General features: G+C 70.6%; 15 protein-coding genes. 7 read left to right on the forward strand and 8 right to left on the reverse strand.

All coding sequences use genetic code 11. The features are described from left to right. Nucleotides 1-15 precede the first annotated feature (15 nt). The 3 genes from ASG73_RS07830 to ASG73_RS07840 are packed head-to-tail and all read left to right on the forward strand — an operon-like array spanning nucleotide 16 to nucleotide 2253. A complete protein-coding gene (locus ASG73_RS07830; RefSeq protein WP_055993264.1) occupies nucleotides 16-1215 on the forward strand; it encodes a glycosyltransferase family 4 protein in 1200 nt (399 codons plus the stop codon). Next, on the forward strand, nucleotides 1212-1883 hold the full coding sequence (locus tag ASG73_RS07835; protein WP_055993266.1) for an NUDIX hydrolase: 672 nt from the start codon (nucleotides 1212-1214) through the stop codon (nucleotides 1881-1883). The genes ASG73_RS07830 and ASG73_RS07835 overlap by 4 nt, the downstream gene beginning before the upstream one ends. Before the next feature lie 34 nt (nucleotides 1884-1917). Beyond that, nucleotides 1918-2253 carry a hypothetical protein gene (locus ASG73_RS07840; protein ID WP_055993268.1) on the forward strand — a complete coding sequence of 112 codons (336 nt, stop codon included), beginning with the start codon at nucleotides 1918-1920 and terminating at the stop codon, nucleotides 2251-2253. A gap of 86 nt (nucleotides 2254-2339) precedes the next feature. Here ASG73_RS07840 and ASG73_RS07845 read toward each other — a convergent pair whose 3' ends face one another. The 3 genes from ASG73_RS07845 to ASG73_RS07855 form a co-directional block, all read right to left on the reverse strand. Beyond that, entirely contained in the window at nucleotides 2340-3212 is an 873-nt protein-coding gene (locus tag ASG73_RS07845) for a hypothetical protein (protein ID WP_055993270.1), read from the reverse strand. A 143-nt stretch (nucleotides 3213-3355) separates the two neighbouring features. Continuing rightward, on the reverse strand, nucleotides 3356-4345 hold the full coding sequence (locus ASG73_RS07850) for a quinone oxidoreductase family protein (RefSeq protein ID WP_055993272.1): 990 nt from the start codon (nucleotides 4343-4345) through the stop codon (nucleotides 3356-3358). 53 nt (nucleotides 4346-4398) lie between these two features. Next, nucleotides 4399-5229 carry a uracil-DNA glycosylase gene (locus ASG73_RS07855; RefSeq protein ID WP_055993274.1) on the reverse strand — a complete coding sequence of 277 codons (831 nt, stop codon included), beginning with the start codon at nucleotides 5227-5229 and terminating at the stop codon, nucleotides 4399-4401. Between the two features lie 33 nt (nucleotides 5230-5262). On the opposite strand from ASG73_RS07855, the gene ASG73_RS07860 reads away from it, so the two are divergent. Further along, complete coding sequence (locus ASG73_RS07860; protein ID WP_055993276.1) at nucleotides 5263-5595, forward strand: TfoX/Sxy family protein; 333 nt, start codon at nucleotides 5263-5265, stop codon at nucleotides 5593-5595. Nucleotides 5596-5662: 67 nt separating this feature from the next. Here ASG73_RS07860 and ligD read toward each other — a convergent pair whose 3' ends face one another. Genes ligD through ASG73_RS07875 form a run of 3 tightly spaced genes read right to left on the reverse strand, consistent with a single transcriptional unit; the run spans nucleotide 5663 to nucleotide 8584 of the window. Next, on the reverse strand, nucleotides 5663-6634 hold the full coding sequence (ligD, locus tag ASG73_RS07865) for a non-homologous end-joining DNA ligase (RefSeq protein ID WP_055993278.1): 972 nt from the start codon (nucleotides 6632-6634) through the stop codon (nucleotides 5663-5665). Nucleotides 6635-6694: 60 nt separating this feature from the next. Further along, nucleotides 6695-7285 carry a GNAT family N-acetyltransferase gene (locus tag ASG73_RS07870; protein WP_055993280.1) on the reverse strand — a complete coding sequence of 197 codons (591 nt, stop codon included), beginning with the start codon at nucleotides 7283-7285 and terminating at the stop codon, nucleotides 6695-6697. Nucleotides 7286-7306: 21 nt separating this feature from the next. Continuing rightward, nucleotides 7307-8584 (reverse strand): MFS transporter, encoded by a 1278-nt coding sequence (locus ASG73_RS07875; RefSeq protein ID WP_055993282.1) that lies wholly within the window; start codon nucleotides 8582-8584, stop codon nucleotides 7307-7309. Nucleotides 8585-8643: 59 nt separating this feature from the next. Here ASG73_RS07875 and pcrA point away from each other — a divergent pair, with 59 nt between their 5' ends. Then, nucleotides 8644-11091, forward strand: a complete 2448-nt coding sequence (gene pcrA, locus ASG73_RS07880; protein WP_055993284.1) for a DNA helicase PcrA — start codon at nucleotides 8644-8646, stop codon at nucleotides 11089-11091. A gap of 154 nt (nucleotides 11092-11245) precedes the next feature. On the opposite strand, the gene ASG73_RS07885 is transcribed toward pcrA, so the two are convergent. Beyond that, on the reverse strand, nucleotides 11246-12178 hold the full coding sequence (locus ASG73_RS07885) for a M23 family metallopeptidase (protein ID WP_156466201.1): 933 nt from the start codon (nucleotides 12176-12178) through the stop codon (nucleotides 11246-11248). Between the two features lie 139 nt (nucleotides 12179-12317). Further along, on the reverse strand, nucleotides 12318-13232 hold the full coding sequence (locus ASG73_RS07890; RefSeq protein ID WP_235499395.1) for a lipase family alpha/beta hydrolase: 915 nt from the start codon (nucleotides 13230-13232) through the stop codon (nucleotides 12318-12320). Nucleotides 13233-13409: 177 nt separating this feature from the next. Here ASG73_RS07890 and sucC point away from each other — a divergent pair, with 177 nt between their 5' ends. Next, nucleotides 13410-14591 carry an ADP-forming succinate--CoA ligase subunit beta gene (sucC, locus tag ASG73_RS07895; protein WP_055993290.1) on the forward strand — a complete coding sequence of 394 codons (1182 nt, stop codon included), beginning with the start codon at nucleotides 13410-13412 and terminating at the stop codon, nucleotides 14589-14591. Between the two features lie 18 nt (nucleotides 14592-14609). Beyond that, nucleotides 14610-15500: a succinate--CoA ligase subunit alpha gene (gene sucD, locus ASG73_RS07900; protein WP_055993292.1), complete on the forward strand. Its 891-nt coding sequence runs from the start codon at nucleotides 14610-14612 to the stop codon at nucleotides 15498-15500. Nucleotides 15501-15565 lie beyond the last annotated feature (65 nt).

Genomic DNA, 15565 nt, shown 5'->3' on the forward strand with positions numbered 1-15565 from the left:
GGCACCCTTGGAGCCGTGAAGGTGGCCCTGCTCTCCGACTGCTACCCGCCGCGCACCGGCGGGATCGAGTCACAGGTCAGTGACCTTGCGGCTCAGCTCGTCGTGGCCGGTCACGAGGTCGAGGTCTTCACCGCGACAGCGGGGGGTCCGAGTGCCGGCGGTGAGCGCGTCCACCGGTTGAGCACGCCACTCTCGCTGGGGCTCCCGGTCAACCCGATGGCGCCGCCGCAGGTGCGGCGACTGCTCCTCGACGGAGACTTCGACGTGGCGCACGTGCACTTGGGCGTGGTCTCTCCCTTCGCCTGGGACATGGCGGGGGTCACGACGGGTCTGGGGCTGCCGACGGCGCTCACCTGGCACTGCGTGCTCGACCGGGCAGCGCGTCCTCTCGGGCCGGCCGTCCGCCGCTGGGTACAGCGGGGCGCCGTGCTCTCGGCCGTCTCCGGCTTTGCCGCGGAGGGCGTGCGCAAGGCAGCGAAGGGGGAGCCCGTCGCCGTACTTCCCAACGGCATCGACCCGAGCGCGTGGCGCGCGCCTGATCTCCCGACGCTGCCTGAGGAGGCGCGCCAGCGCGGCCAGATCCCCTCGCTGCCTGCCCTTCGAGATGCTCGCCCGCTGCGCGGACTCGCTCCTCAGGATCCGGAGGCGCGCCAGCGCCGTCTCGAAGGCACCCGACCCGTGCGGGTGGTGACGGCCTCGCGGCTGGCTCCGCGCAAGCGCGTCGGTGCCCTGCTCTCGGTCGTGGCCCGAGCCCACGAGCGGCTGGGGCCGGGCGCGATGACGGTGGACGTCTACGGTGAGGGGGCGCTGAGGCCATGGCTCGAAGCCCGGGTGGAGGCCCTGGGCCTGCGCGACGTGGTGCGCATGCCCGGTCGCGTGACGCGAGGCGAGCTCGCCCGGGAGTGGTCGCGCGCCGACCTGTACCTGTCGCCCACGCGGTTGGAGGCCTTCGGCATCGCGGCACTCGAGGCACGCACGGCGGGACTGCCGGTCATCGCACGCGGTGACTCGGGAGTGCGTGAGGTCGTGGCCGACGGCGTCTCGGGTCTGCTGGCCCGCGACGACGACGGGCTGACCGATGCCCTCGTTCGTCTCGTGGCTGACGAGACCCTGCGGAGGCGGATCGCCCTGCACAACCGGCAGACACCGCCGGCACAGACCTGGGATCGCGTCGTCGATCTGACCGTGGCCGAGTACCGACGGGCCGGCGCATGAGTGTCATCGTGGTGGCCGTGGGCCCCGCGGGCGAGGTCGGGCGCTGGCCCTTGGCGCACGGGCAGGACCCGGTGGACCTGCTGTCCGAGCACGGCTGGGTCGGGAGCCCGGTGCGGACCGAGCTCGTCGAGGGCCAGGTCGAGGTGCGCTATGACGTGGAGCCGCTCGCACCGGTCGTCGACGTGGTCGAGATCCCCGTCGGAGCAGCTGGCGCCCGGACTTTCCAGCGACTGGCGGCGTACGCGATCGTCGTCGACGAGGGGCGGCTGCTGCTGTCCCAGCTGGCCTCGTGGGTCGGCGGCGGCGCGGGGCTGTGGACGCTGCCCGGCGGAGGGATCGATCCGGGGGAGGCGCCACTCGACGGGGTCGTGCGCGAGGTCCATGAGGAGGCCGGTCAGCATGTCGTCGTCGACGCGCTCGTGCAGGTGCAGTCCCTGCACTGGATCGGGGATGTCGCGGCGGGGGATCGGCACGAGGACTTCCACGCGGTGCGGCTGATCCACTCGGCGACCTGCCCTGTCCCCACGCCCGCCCGCGTGGTGGAGGTCGACGGGTCCACGGCTGCTGCCGCGTGGGTCCCGTTGGGGGAGGTCGGTGACCTGGCGCTGTCCGACATGGTGCGTCTGGCCTGGCCGCATGTACCAGGTGGGGACTCCTACCCGGTGTAGGAGTCGGCGCTGGCGGTCGCCTAGGCTGCCGGGCATGTCAGCCCTGCACATCGTCCTTTACAGCCTGCACATGATCGCCATGCTCGCGATCATCGCCGGACCCTTCGTCGCCGGTCGTGGACACCTCATCCAGGTGTGGGGCGCGCGCATCCAGCTGCTGCTCGGTCTCGGTCTCACCGGTCTGGCCGAGGCCGGCGACGACCCGGTCAACCACGCCAAGATCGGCACCAAGCTCGTCGTCATGATCGCGGTCCTGGCCTGCGCCGAGATCGGCAACGCCAAGAGCAAGCGCGGGGAGAACGGCAAGACCCTCGCCCTGGTCGCCGCCGCTCTGGCGGTCGTCAACGCGGTCATCGCCTTCGCCTGGTGACCTCTCGCGGGCGAGTCACACCCGCACCCCACCGCGTGTCGTACTGCGGTTCGCCCGTGAATGGCCGCTTGTCGCCCAACTCCTCGTCAGGCGATGAGTGAGCTGCAGTACGACACGCGTTGTCGGGTCACCCAGGCGATGACCTCGCGGACCCAGTCGGGTCGGAACATCACGTGCTCCCACGCGAAGTGGAGCACGATCCACCCGGCCAGCGTCATCTCGTTGTGCCGCCAGGAGTCACGCCGGACGTCCTCGCGGGTCCTGTGGAACTCCAGGCTGTCGGCCTCGAGGGCGATCCGGGTGTCGGGGTTGCCGACGTCGGCGTGCAGCACGCGCCCGTCACGCAGTCGGATCGGCACCTGCGGCACCCAGTGGCGGTCGGCGGCCTCGATGGCCGCAGCCCTCAAGCCCGACTCGAAGGGGTTGGCCGCCTCCGCGCTCGCCAGCTCCAGGACCCGACGCGCGGCCGTCCGCCCCGTCCGGGGAAGCACGACCGCGGCGAGCTCCTCGGCCGTCACCGCGCCCGAGCGCAGTGCCGAGTCGGCCACGGCCAGCCCCTCCGCCAGCGGCAGGTCCCTGGCGCAGTCGATGACGGTGCGCAGCGGCTTCGTCGCGCGCAGCCCGACGTCGCCCGCGGCCAGGGTGCGGAACCGCAGGGCCACGTCGTCAGGCACCGGGATGCGCCGCGACCGGGGGGCGACCAGCTCGGGAGGGTCAGGGGCGTGCAGCACGCCCCATCCGTGGTGCAGGGCCGCGCTCCGATGGCTCAGGTGTGCCCCGAGCTGCGCCGCGCGAGCGGGCACCCCGTCGAGCGGCAGGCCGTAGACGCCGCGCCGGTGCCGAGCCACGAGCCCGGCCGTCAGCGCAGCGTCGAGCGTCGCCTGCGTCGTGGTCTCGAGCAGCTCGGCAAGCGTGGCCGAGCCGCCGTGCTGGGCGACGATGAGGGGGACGACTGACATCCCCACACACTGGCGCAGCCGGCCCGAGCGGCCGCCAGCTTTTCCACAGCACGGTGTCGTACTGCAGTTCGTCGCGCCGGGGCCGGCTCAGGCCCGTGCTCTCGTCACCGGGAGCGCGAACCGCAGTACGACACGCGCCTCCCTCAGGAGACGAGGATGAGCTTGCCCGTCGTGGCACGCCCTTCGAGCGCCCGGTAGGCCTCGGCAGCGTCGGCGAAGGAGTACCGGCCGCCGATGGCGATGTCGAGCCGCCCGCTGGAGATGTCGTCGAAGAGCTCTCGCCCGCGCATCATCAGCTCCTCCCGCTCGCTGATGTAGTGGGCCAAGGACGGGCGGGTGACGAAGAGGGACCCGCCGGCGTTGAGCCGCTGCAGGTCGAAGGGGGGTACCTGCCCCGACGCCCCGCCGAAGAGCACGAGGGTGCCGCGGGGACGCAGCGAGGACAGGGACGCGTCGAAGGTTGCCTTGCCCACGCCGTCATAGGCGACGTCGACTCCCTTCGGGGCGCCGAGCCGCTTGGCCGCAGCCTTGATCTCGCCGGCCAGGTCGTCGGTCTCGGAGTAGTTGATCAGCTCGGAGGCGCCGCGCGAGCGCGCGATCTCGAGCTTGGCGTGGGATCCGGCGGTCGCGATGACCGTGCCACCACGGGAGGTGATCATCTGGGTGAGCAGCTGGCCGACACCGCCGGCGGCTGCGTGCACGAGGGCGACCGTGCCCTCCCCGACGGGGTAGCAGCCCGTGACGAGCGAGTGCGCGGTCATGCCCTGCAGCACTGCGGCGCAGGCGGTCTCGAGGTCGACATCGTCAGGGACGGGCACGAGCCGGGCGGAGTCGGCGATGACGAGACCGGCGTGCAGCCCGTCGACCATCGACCACGCGACCCGGTCGCCGACGGACACCAGGGCGTCCTCTCCGACGGCGCGCACCGTCCCGGCCGCCTCGAAGCCCTGGACGTAGGGAGGAGACATGCGATAGATCCCCTCGCGCTTGTACGCGTCGACGAAGTTGACGCCCCCGGCGGCGACCTCGACGAGCGCCTCTCCGGGACCCGGATCCGGCACCTCGCGCTCCTCGAGCGCGAGGACCTCGGGCCCTCCGTGGCGGGTGACGACGAGCGCAGTGGTGGTGGTCATGCGGCCACCCTAGGGCCCGCTCCCTGAGGAGGCGCCAGCACCGTCTCGAAGGATCACAGCGAGGCGATGACCTCGTCGAGCATGGTCTCGGTCAGCTTGCCGGTGAAGGTGTTCTGCTGGCTCACGTGGTAGCAGCCGACCAGGGCGACCTCGCGGCCGTCGGGCGTTCGGAGCGTGGCCCGCGCACCGTGCCCGAACTTCGGCTTGGGTCGTGGCACCTCCCAGCCTGCGTGGCGCACCCCGGCGATCGTCGCGTCCCACCCGATGGAGCCCAGGCACATGATCGACCGGACGAAGGGAGCGCTCCTCGCCAGGTCGGCATCGAGCCACGGCGCGCAGGTCTGCTTCTCGAGCGTCGTCGGCTTGTTCTGCGGCGGGGCACAGCGCACGGGTGCGACGATCCGCACACCATCGAGCGTGAGCCCGTCCCCGGCGGCCCAGGACTCCGGCTGGCTCGCGTAGCCGGCCCGGTGCAGTGCGGCGTAGAGCCAGTCGCCCGACCGGTCGCCGGTGAAATTGCGTCCCGTCCGGTTGGCGCCGTGGGCGGCGGGCGCGAGACCGACGACGAGCACCGGCGCATCCGGTGGGCCGAGCGTCGGCACGGGCCGTCCCCAGTAGGGCTGGTCGCTGAAGGCCGCGCGCTTGGTCAGCGCGACCTCCTCGCGCCAGGCCACCAGGCGCGGGCACGCACGGCAGACCGAGATGCGAGCGTCCAGCCCGTCCTGCCCGACGGCTCCCTTCGCCAGTCGTCGGACCTGGGCGGCGGTCCTGGCGACGGGGGTCTCGGGGGTCGCGAGGTCATCGGGCCAGCCGGTCCCGGGGAGCACGGGCGAGACGAAGGGAGCACCCGTCACCGGATGGGGGAGGAGGACTGGCTCAGGCACCTGCTCACCATAGACATCTGCCAGTGTGGAGCGATGGCGATCGACGAGGCACTCGCGGACAGGATCCGAACGGCCCTCTTCGACCGCGGCATCGAGTGGGAGGAGCGTCGCATGTTCGGGGCGCTGATCTTCATGGTCGGTGGCTCCATCCTCATGGGTGTTCGCGGCGGTGGCGGCCTGCTCGTGCGGGTCGACCCGGCGGAGAGTGAGCGACTGCTTGAGCAGGCGGGTCGCTACTACGCCCAGGTCGCGCTCATGGGTGCCAAGGACATGGGGCCGAGCTGGCTCGACGTCTCGCCCGATGCCGTCGAGGACGAGTCAGGCCTGGCCCACTGGATCGACGCCTGCCTCCGTCGCGCCTCCTGATCCGCCCCCCTGATCCGCGCCCCCTGACCCGAGTGCGCCCGGGACACGCGGCCGGACACGAGGGTGACTAGGTGGATTCGGGGTCCGGGGGAGGCTCAGCACCCTCGGCCTCGTCGCGGTCGGCCCACTCGAGCAGCGGGCTCAGGTCGTGCGCCACGTCGTCGATGCCCGCGTGCAGATCACCGAGCTCGGCGAAGCGCTGCGGCACCGTCGCCATCGTGCAGTCCCGCGGCTCGACGTCGGCTACCTCCGCCCAGGTGATCGGTGTCGACACGGTGCCAGCGGCGTTGCCCCGCACCGAGTAGGCGGCAGCAATCGTGTGGTCGCGAGCGTTCTGGTTGTAGTCGACGAAGACGGCCGCGGGGTCGCGGTCCTTGCGCCACCACGTCGTCGTCACCTCGTCGGGGGCCCGCCGCTCGACCTCGCGGGCGAAGGCGAGCGCCGCCCTTCGCACCTCGCCGAACTCCCACCGGGGCTCGCTGCGCACGTAGACGTGCAGCCCGGACCCGCCTGAGGTCTTGGGGAAGCCCACCACACCGAGCTCGTCGAGGACCTCGTGGACGACGCCGGCCACCCGCCGCACCCGGTCGAAGGGAGCATCCGGCATGGGGTCGAGGTCGATCCGCCACTCGTCGGGCCGGTCGACGTCGGCGCGGCGGACATTCCACGGGTGCAGCTCGACGGTGCTCATCTGCACCGCCCAGATGATCTGGGCCAGCTCGGTCGGGCACAGCTCGTCGGCGTGCAGGTCGTACCGGGGGAAGTGCAGGCGCACGGTCTCCACCCAGTCCGGCGCTCCCTTCGGCAGGCGCTTCTGGTGGACCTTGGCACCCTCGACCCCCTTGGGGAAGCGGTGCAGCATCGTCGGCCGCTCACGCAGTGCGCGCAGGATCCCGTCGCCGACGGACAGGTAGTACTGCGCGAGGTCGAGCTTGGTCTCGCCGCGCTCGGGGAAGTAGACCCGGTCGGGGGAGGAGATGCGCACATCCCTGCCGCCGACGTCGAGGTGGACGTCCTCACCGTGCTCGCCGCGTGCCATGCACCGACGGTACTCACTCCACGTTCCCCGAGGAGCCTGCGCAGCAAGCGTCTCGAGGGGTCACCCGATCCGGGCGCCCTCCGGTCGGTCGCTCGGCACGGTCGTCACCCAGTAGCGCCGCTTGCCGCTGCGCGAGTCCTCGTACTCGCCGCCGGCGCCCTCGATGGTCGCGCGGGAGGCGTCGTTGTCCTCGTCGCAGGTGATCAGGACGCGCTCCAGACCCATCTCGCCGGCCAGCTCCAGCACCTGGCGAAGGGCGGTCCTCGCGTGCCCCTGACGCCTCGCCGAGGGGCGGATCGAGTAGCCGACGTGCCCGCCCTGCTCGAGCAGGAAGTCGCTCAGCTCGTGGCGCAGCGCGATCGAGCCGAGGTACTCCTCGCCGTCGACGACCCACAGGAAGGTGCACGGCACGTGACCGTCCGGCCGTGGGGACTCGGGCAGCTCGTCGGCACGGCGCACCTGCACGAGCCGACGGAACTCGGTGGCGTCCTCGAGCCCTGCGCGCGTGAAGGTGTAGCCCGCGTAGCCGGTCGCCTCCTCGGCCGGGACCACCCAGACGCCGTCACCGTCGCGGTGCACGCCACCGAACTCGTCGTGCGCCTCCAGGTAGGAGGACTGGTAGCGGGGGTCGGGGCGCACGATCTGGGACATGGGGCCAGCCTAGATCCAGGGTCAGACGACCGGGTCGACCGGTGACGTGTACTCCCCCTCGGGGACCGGCGTGATCCGGTCGGGCGCCCGCAGGGTGCGCACGTCCCGGGAGAGCAGGGCGAGCAGGCTGGACAGCAGGATGAGCGCGGCACACCCGAGCAGGGCACGGTGGGCACCGAGGTGCACCGCGGCCGGGCCGGCGAGCAGCACCCCGACCGGCCCGAAGAGCATCGAGCCGAAGGCGTCGTACGAGGCGACCCGAGAGAGCGCCTCGGGCGGCACCTCGCGCTGCATCGTCGTCTGCCACAGCACCGTGAAGGTGTCCATGCCCAGGCCCATGACGAAACCGCCGAGCACGATGAGCGGAAGGGGGGCGCCCACACCGAGGAGCAGGTACGGCAGTGCGGTGAGCGAGGTGAGCAGCACCCCGAGCAGGATCGGTCGGCGTGGCCGGATCCGCAGGGCGATGACGACGCCGACGAGCATGCCGACCGCCTCGCCGGTGAGGATCGCCGACCAGGCTCCGGCGCCGCCGAGCTCGGCCTCGGCCACGACTGGTCCGAGGACGGTGTGCGCGCCCTGCCAGGCGAGGATCAGCAGGGCGAACTGTGCGACGACGACCCACAGCCACTGCCGTGAGGAGAACTCGACCCAGCCTTCGCGTAGCTCGGCCACGACGGAGGTCCCCCCTTCGCGTCCGGGGCGGGGCGTCGAGCCGATCCGCCAGGCGAAGGCCGCCGCCGCGCCATAGATCGCGGCGGCACCGACGAGGGCCCAGCCTGGCCCGATGAGCACGACGACGGCCCCGGCCGCGATGAGCCCACCGATGCGCGCGACATTGGCACCGACGGCGAGCAGGGCGTTGGCCGGCTGGAGGTGCCCGGCGGGCGCGACCTCGGGGATGATCCCCGACAGCACCGGCCAGACCACGGCGCCCGCGAGGCCGGTGAGCACGGCGAAGGCGCAGACCGCCGGGATCGGTGCCCACCCGACCAGGAGCATGGTGCCGATCCCGAGCCAGGCGAGCAGCGAGAGGCACTCGCCGGTGAACATCACGAAGCGGCGGGGATACCGGTCGGCCACGACACCACCGAGCAGCAGCCCGAGGACGTGCGGGATCGCCTCGGATGCGACGACGAGGGACAAGGTGCCGGCGTCGGCTCCCGGCAGCCCGAGGACTCCGAAGGCGAGCGCCACCGGCGCGAAGGCCAGTCCGAGCATCGACAGGGTGCGTGCGGCGAAGAGCGCGGCGAAGCGCCGCTCGCGCAGCAGGCTCAGGTCGTCGCGGATCGGGCTCACCGCGGCACGCTATCCGGACGAAGGGGGTGTCGGTCCCGCGACGTAGGCTGGTCGGCGACATGAGCAGCCTTTTCGACGACCTTCCCGATGCCCTCCCTGGTGACTGGAACCGGGAGGTGACCGACGCCGGTGTCCCCACCTGGGCGATGAGCGACGAGGGCCCGACCCGGGCCGCGCACAGCCGGCACCACGCTCCCGTCCAGCGCGACCCGGCGGAGCTGGTCGCCGGCCTCAACCCGGGCCAGCGCGAAGCGGTCCTGCACGCCGGCGGGCCGCTGCTCATCATCGCCGGCGCCGGCTCGGGCAAGACCCGGGTGCTCACCCACCGCATCGCCCACCTGCTCGGGGCGCGGGGCGTCCAGCCGGGCCAGATCCTGGCGATCACCTTCACCAACAAGGCCGCCGCCGAGATGCGCGAGCGGGTCGAGGACCTCGTCGGGCCTCGGGCCAAGGCCATGTGGGTGCTGACCTTCCACTCCGCGTGCGTGCGCATCCTGCGCCGCGAGGCCGGCAAGGTCGGGATGAAGAGCAGCTTCTCGATCTACGACGCAGCCGACAGCCAGCGCCTCGTCGCCATGGTCATGCGCGACCTGGACCTGGACCCCAAGCGCTACCCGCCGCGCTCCCTGGGCCATCGGATCAGCAACCTCAAGAACGAGCTGGTCGACGAGGAGGAGTTCGCCCGGCGCGCGGCGGTCGACGAGGACGCTCAGACCGGGGCCAGCCAGCAGGACCAGACGCTCGCGCAGGTCTACACCGAGTACCAGCGCCGGCTGCGACAGGCCAATGCGCTCGACTTCGACGACATCATCATGACGACGGTGCACATCCTGCAGGCCTTCCCCGACGTCGCCGAGCACTATCGCCGTCGCTTCCGCCACGTGCTCGTCGACGAGTACCAGGACACCAACCACGCGCAGTACATGCTCGTGCGTGAGCTGGTGGGTGGCGACAAGGACGCGGCCCGGTCGGCGCACTCCGTCGAGCCGAGCGAGCTGGTCGTCGTCGGTGACGCCGACCAGTCGATCTACGCCTTCCGCGGCGCCTCGATCCGCAACATCGTCGAGTTCGAGGAGGACTACCCGGACGCCCGAACCATCCTCCTCGAGCAAAATTACCGCTCGACCCAGACGATCCTCACCGCCGCCAACGCGGTCATCGAGCGCAATGAGTCCCGTCGCAAGAAAAACCTGTGGACCGACGCCGGGGCCGGCGAGCAGATCGTCGGCTACGTCGGCGACAACGAGCACGACGAGGCCTCCTTCATCGCCAAGACCATCGACGAGCTGCACGACGAGCACGGGGTGCGTCCCGGCGATGTCGCGGTCTTCTACCGGACCAATGCGCAGTCCCGCGCCATCGAGGAGATCTTCGTCCGGGTGGGCTTGCCCTACAAGGTCGTCGGGGGCACCCGCTTCTACGAGCGAAGGGAGGTCAAGGACGCCTTGGCCTACCTGCGCGTCGTCACCAACCCGGCGGACACGGTCAACATGCGCCGGATCATCAACACCCCCAAGCGAGGCATCGGTGACCGGGCCCAGCTCGCCATCGCCCAGCTCGCCGAGCGCGAGCGGATCCCCTTCGTCGCCGCGTTGGGGCGGGTCGAGGACGCGCCGGGCATCGCCACCCGCTCGGTCAAGGCGGTCAAGGGATTCACCGCCCTGCTCGAGGGTCTGGGCGAGCTGCACGAGGCCGGCGCCGGCATCGGTGACCTCCTCGAGGCCGTGCTCGAGCGCAGCGGCTATGTCAGCGAGCTGCAGGCCAGCCGCGACCCCCAGGACGAGACCCGACTGGAAAATCTCTCCGAGCTGGTCGGCGTCGCCCGTGAGTTCGACGCGACCCGCGAGGCCACGGGCGAGGTCATCAGCCTCGATGACTTCCTCGAGCAGGTCAGCCTCGTGGCCGATGCCGACGACATCCCTGACGATGACGGTGGCGAGGGTGAGGAGCAGGGCGTCGTCACCCTGATGACGCTGCACACGGCCAAGGGGCTGGAGTTCCCCGTCGTCTTCCTCACCGGGATGGAGGACGGCACCTTTCCCCACCAGCGCAGCCTGGCCAACGACACCGAGCTCGAGGAAGAGCGCCGCCTGGCCTATGTCGGCATCACCCGGGCCCGCGAGCGGCTGCACCTCTCTCGTGCCGCGGTCCGCAGCGCCTTCGGCACGCCGCAGTACAACCCGGCCTCCCGCTTCCTCGACGAGATCCCCGCGGACCTCGTGCGGTGGGAGCGCACGGGCCCGCCGCTCGGTGGCTTCGGTGGCTCCCGCGACGGCCGGCAGCCGGCGGTCGCCCGACTCGCGGCTCGCCCCGGCGTCCGCTCACCCGGCAACCGGCCGGTCATCGTCCTGGCCGATGGCGACAAGGTCACCCACGACAGCTTCGGCCTCGGCACGGTCATCCGGGTCGAGGGCGAAGGGGACAAGTCGATGGCGCACGTCGACTTCGGGGGAGAGGACGGGGTCAAGCGCCTGCTGCTGCGCTACGCCCCCCTCGAAAAGCTCTGATCGACCTGCATTGCCATAGGGCAATGCAAGCCAACCTGCATTCCCCTATGGCAATGCAAGCCAACCTGCATTGCCATAGGGCAATGCAGACGAAGGGGGCCCGACGAGCAGTCGCTCGTCGGGCCCCCTTCGTCGCTCTCGCGTGGATGTCGCGTCAGCTGATGCCGCGCTCGGCCAGCCAGCCCGCGGGGTCGATCGCGCCGCCGCCACCGGGGTGGATCTCCATGTGGAGGTGGGGCCCCGTGGAGTGACCGGTGTTGCCCGAGAGGGCCACGACGTCACCGGTGGAGACCTGCTGGCCGACGCTGGCGCTGATGGAGCTCAGGTGGCCGTAGCGGGAGACCGTGCCGTCCCAGTACTTGACGTCGATGTAGTTGCCGTAACCGCTCATCGGGCCGGCACCGATGACGGTGCCGCTGCTCATGGCCTTCAGGGGCGTGCCGATCGAGGCCGCGTAGTCCTGCCCGGCGTGCAGCTTGCCCCAGCGAGTGCCGAAGGGGGAGGTGAAGACGGCGTTGTCGAGCGGCTTGACCCAGCTCTGGGCGCCTTGGGCGCCCTGTGCCGGGGTGTCCGAAGAGGTGGATGAGGAGGACGTGGCAGGAGTCGTCGACGACGTCTCGTCCCGCTTCTTGTCGGCCGCGATCTTCGCATCGCGCTTCTTGTCCGCGGCGATCTCCTTGCGGGCCGCGTCGCGGGCGACGCGCTTGCGCTCCTGCGTGCGTCCCTGGTCCTTGGCGACCGAGGTCGAGACGGCCTGTCGGCGGGTGGCCAGACCACTGCTCTCCTGTGCGGAGGCGGCGACCTCCTCGCGGGCGTCGTCGCCCAGCGCCGGGTCGGACAGCAGCGACGTCGTGCCCTTGTCCTGACCCTCGGCGAGGAAGGCGGCGCCGGCCTGCGTGCCCGCCCCGCCTGCGAAGGACGAGGAGGACGCCGCAGTCGCGCCTGCAGCAGTGAGCACCAGGGTCGCGGCTGCGGCGGTGGGGACCAGGTAGGCAGGGCCGAAGCTCTTGGGCAGGCGCGAGCGGCGCTCGATGGCGCGACGCTCAGCGCGGGTGGCCGGCCGATGCCGTCCGGAGTACTCAGACATGAAGGGGAAGTCCTCGCAGGGGGTCGTGGACAAATCCCCGAAACCTTAGCGTGACCTTTTCGTTATGCAAAACCCGCATGGTCGGCCTCAGGCGGTCGACGGTGCCGTGCGGCCGGGGCCCCGGCCGATGGAAGGCCTGTCAGGCGATGGCGGTGACCGACGCGGTCGGTGTGCCCTCGCTGTCCAACTGGGTCAGCCGGGTCGCGATCTGGTGCACGACGCTCGGCAGGATCGGCAGTGACAGATGACCGATGCCGCGGAGCCGGATGTTGGTGCTGTGGACCCCCTCCTGATGGAGAGAGGCGTTGACCGCAGGCACGACCGCCTCGTCGGTGTCGGACCAGAAGGCGATCACCCTGGTGCGGCACTCGGGGGCCGGTTGGTTGATCTCCTGCATGAAGGGGCTGCCCGGCCGCAGCTGCCGCAGCAGTGATGCCGGTAGCAGGTGCGCGAGCAGCGTCCCCTGGTGCGGGGAGCCCAGGGTGACGAGGGTGTGGACGCGCTCGTCACCACCGAGCCGCGTCACGTAGTACCGGGCGACGACGCCCCCCAGGCTGTGCGCGACCACGTGGATCCGCTCGAACCCGGTCTCCTCGGCGATCGCCTCGATCTCCTCGGCGAGCTGGACCGCGGCGGTGCGCACGTCCTTGGTGCGGACCGAGTAGTTCATGGAGAAGACCCGGTTGAACCCCCGACGCAGCAGGCCGCGCCGGAGCAGAGCGAAGATCGAGTGGTTGTCGGCCATGCCGTGGAGCAGCAGGATCGGCGTGCCGGCCTCGGTCACGTCAGTGACGAGCCGGCCACGCTGGACGGGGCTGAGGTGCTCTATGCGATAGCCGTTGCGCGCGCCGCCGCGCCGTGGCGCGCGAGTACCGAAGGGGTAGAGCGACAGATGTGTCGTCGCCCAGACGATCTCGACGGCGGCGCCGATCGCAGCCTGGGCCGTGGCCATCTGTCGCAGCTGCTGACATACGCCGGATCGCAGGCGGGCCGGCGTCTTTGCCGGGCCGCTCCTCGGGACGGTGGTGGTCACCGTGCGTGTCTGCGGGGCCATGGTGACTCGAGAGTAACCCTGAAGGACGCCTCGATGGGAAGTGCTGTGACGACTCCGTGATCAACCCTTCAACGATCGCCGTGGTGGTCATCTCATGACCGGAGGTGCTTCCCTTCGCGCCCGGGGGATAGTCTCGACCCGCACCCCGTTACCACAGCAGAGGACGGAATCAACCTCGTGGATCTCTTCGAGTACCAAGCACGCGACGTGTTCGAGAAGCACGGTGTCCCGGTTCTTGCCGGCGCCGTCGCCACCACCCCTCAGGAGGCGCGAGCCGCCGCCGAGACCATCGGTCAGAAGAGCGGCGGTGTCACCGTCGTCAAGGCCCAGGTCAAGACCGGAGGCCGCGGCAAGGCCGGTGGCGTCAAGGTCGCCAAGACCGCAGAGGAGGCCGAGGCGCACGCCGAGGCCATCCTGGGCATGGACATCAAGGGCCACACGGTCCATCAGGTGATGATCGCCCAGGGCGCGCAGATCGCCGAGGAGTACTACTTCTCGATCCTGCTCGACCGGGCCAACCGCACCTACCTCGCCATGTGCTCCGTCGAGGGCGGCATGGAGATCGAGGTGCTCGCAGTCGAGCGCCCCGAGGCGCTCGCCCGCATCGCGGTCGACCCCAATGTCGGCATCGACGACGCCAAGGCCAAGGAGATCGTCGACGCCGCAGGCTTCGACGAGGATGTCAAGGACCAGATCGCCGAGACGATCAAGAAGCTCTGGATCGTCTACCGCGAGGAGGACGCCACCCTCGTCGAGGTCAACCCCCTCGTCAAGACCGAGCAGGGCGACATCGTCGCGCTGGACGGCAAGGTCACGCTCGACGAGAACGCCGACTTCCGTCAGCCCGACCACGCTGCCCTCGAGGACAAGGGAGCGGCCGACCCGCTCGAGGCCAAGGCCAAGGCCAAGGGCCTCAACTACGTCAAGCTCGACGGCAACGTCGGCATCATCGGTAACGGCGCCGGGCTCGTCATGAGCACCCTGGACGTCGTCGCCTATGCGGGCGAGGACTTCACCGGGGGCAAGGCCAAGCCGGCCAACTTCCTCGACATCGGTGGCGGTGCCTCGGCCGAGGTCATGGCCAACGGCCTCGACGTCATCCTGAACGACGAGCAGGTCAAGTCCGTCTTCGTCAACGTCTTCGGTGGCATCACTGCGTGCGACGCCGTCGCCAACGGCATCGTCGGCGCGTTGAAGACCCTCGGTGACGGGGCCACCAAGCCCCTCGTCGTCCGTCTCGACGGCAACAACGTCGAGGAGGGCCGTCGGATCCTCGCCGAGTTCAACCACCCGCTGGTCACCATCGAGGCCACCATGGACGGCGCTGCCCGCAAGGCCGCCGAGCTGGCCGCGAAGTAAAGGACGTAGAAAAAAGACATGGCAATCTTCATCACTGCTGACTCCAAGGTCATCGTCCAGGGCATGACCGGCTCCGAGGGCATGAAGCACACCACGCTCATGCTCGCCTCGGGCACCAATGTCGTGGGCGGCGTCAACCCCAAGAAGGCCGGCCAGAGCGTCGACTTCCCCGACGGCAAGACGGTCCCCGTCTTCGGCTCCGTCGCGGACGCGATGAAGGAGACCGGCGCTGACGTGTCGGTCATCTTCGTGCCGCCGGCCTTCGCCAAGTCCGCCGTCGTCGAGGCGATCGACGCAGAGATCCCTCTCGCCGTCGTCATCACCGAGGGCATCGCGGTCAAGGACTCCGCGGAGTTCTACAACTACAGCAAGGGCAAGGCCACCCGGATCATCGGGCCCAACTGCCCCGGCCTGATCAGCCCCGGACAGTCCAACGCGGGCATCATCCCGGCGAGCATCGCCGGTGCGGGCCGCATCGGTCTGGTGTCCAAGTCCGGCACGCTGACCTACCAGATGATGTACGAGCTGCGTGAGTTCGGCTTCTCCACGGGCGTCGGCATCGGCGGCGACCCGGTCATCGGGACCACGCACATCGACTGCCTCGAGGCCTTCGAGCAGGACCCCGACACCGACGCGATCGTCATGATCGGCGAGATCGGTGGCGACGCCGAGGAGCGCGCTGCGGCCTACATCAAGGACAACGTGACCAAGCCGGTCGTCGGCTATGTCGCGGGCTTCACCGCCCCGGAGGGCAAGACCATGGGCCACGCCGGCGCCATCGTCTCCGGCTCCTCCGGGACGGCCGCCGCCAAGAAGGAGGCACTTGAGGCCGCCGGGGTCAAGGTCGGCAAGACGCCGTCCGAGACCGCGGACCTCATGCGCGAGATCATGAAGTCCCTGGCCAAGTAAGTACCCGCCAGGATCGATGACGAAGGGCGGTTCCCACCGATGAGGTGGGAGCCGCCCTTCGTCAT

The sequence above is a fragment of the Janibacter sp. Soil728 genome, from assembly GCF_001428305.1.
In the GTDB taxonomy this organism is placed as follows: domain Bacteria; phylum Actinomycetota; class Actinomycetes; order Actinomycetales; family Dermatophilaceae; genus Janibacter.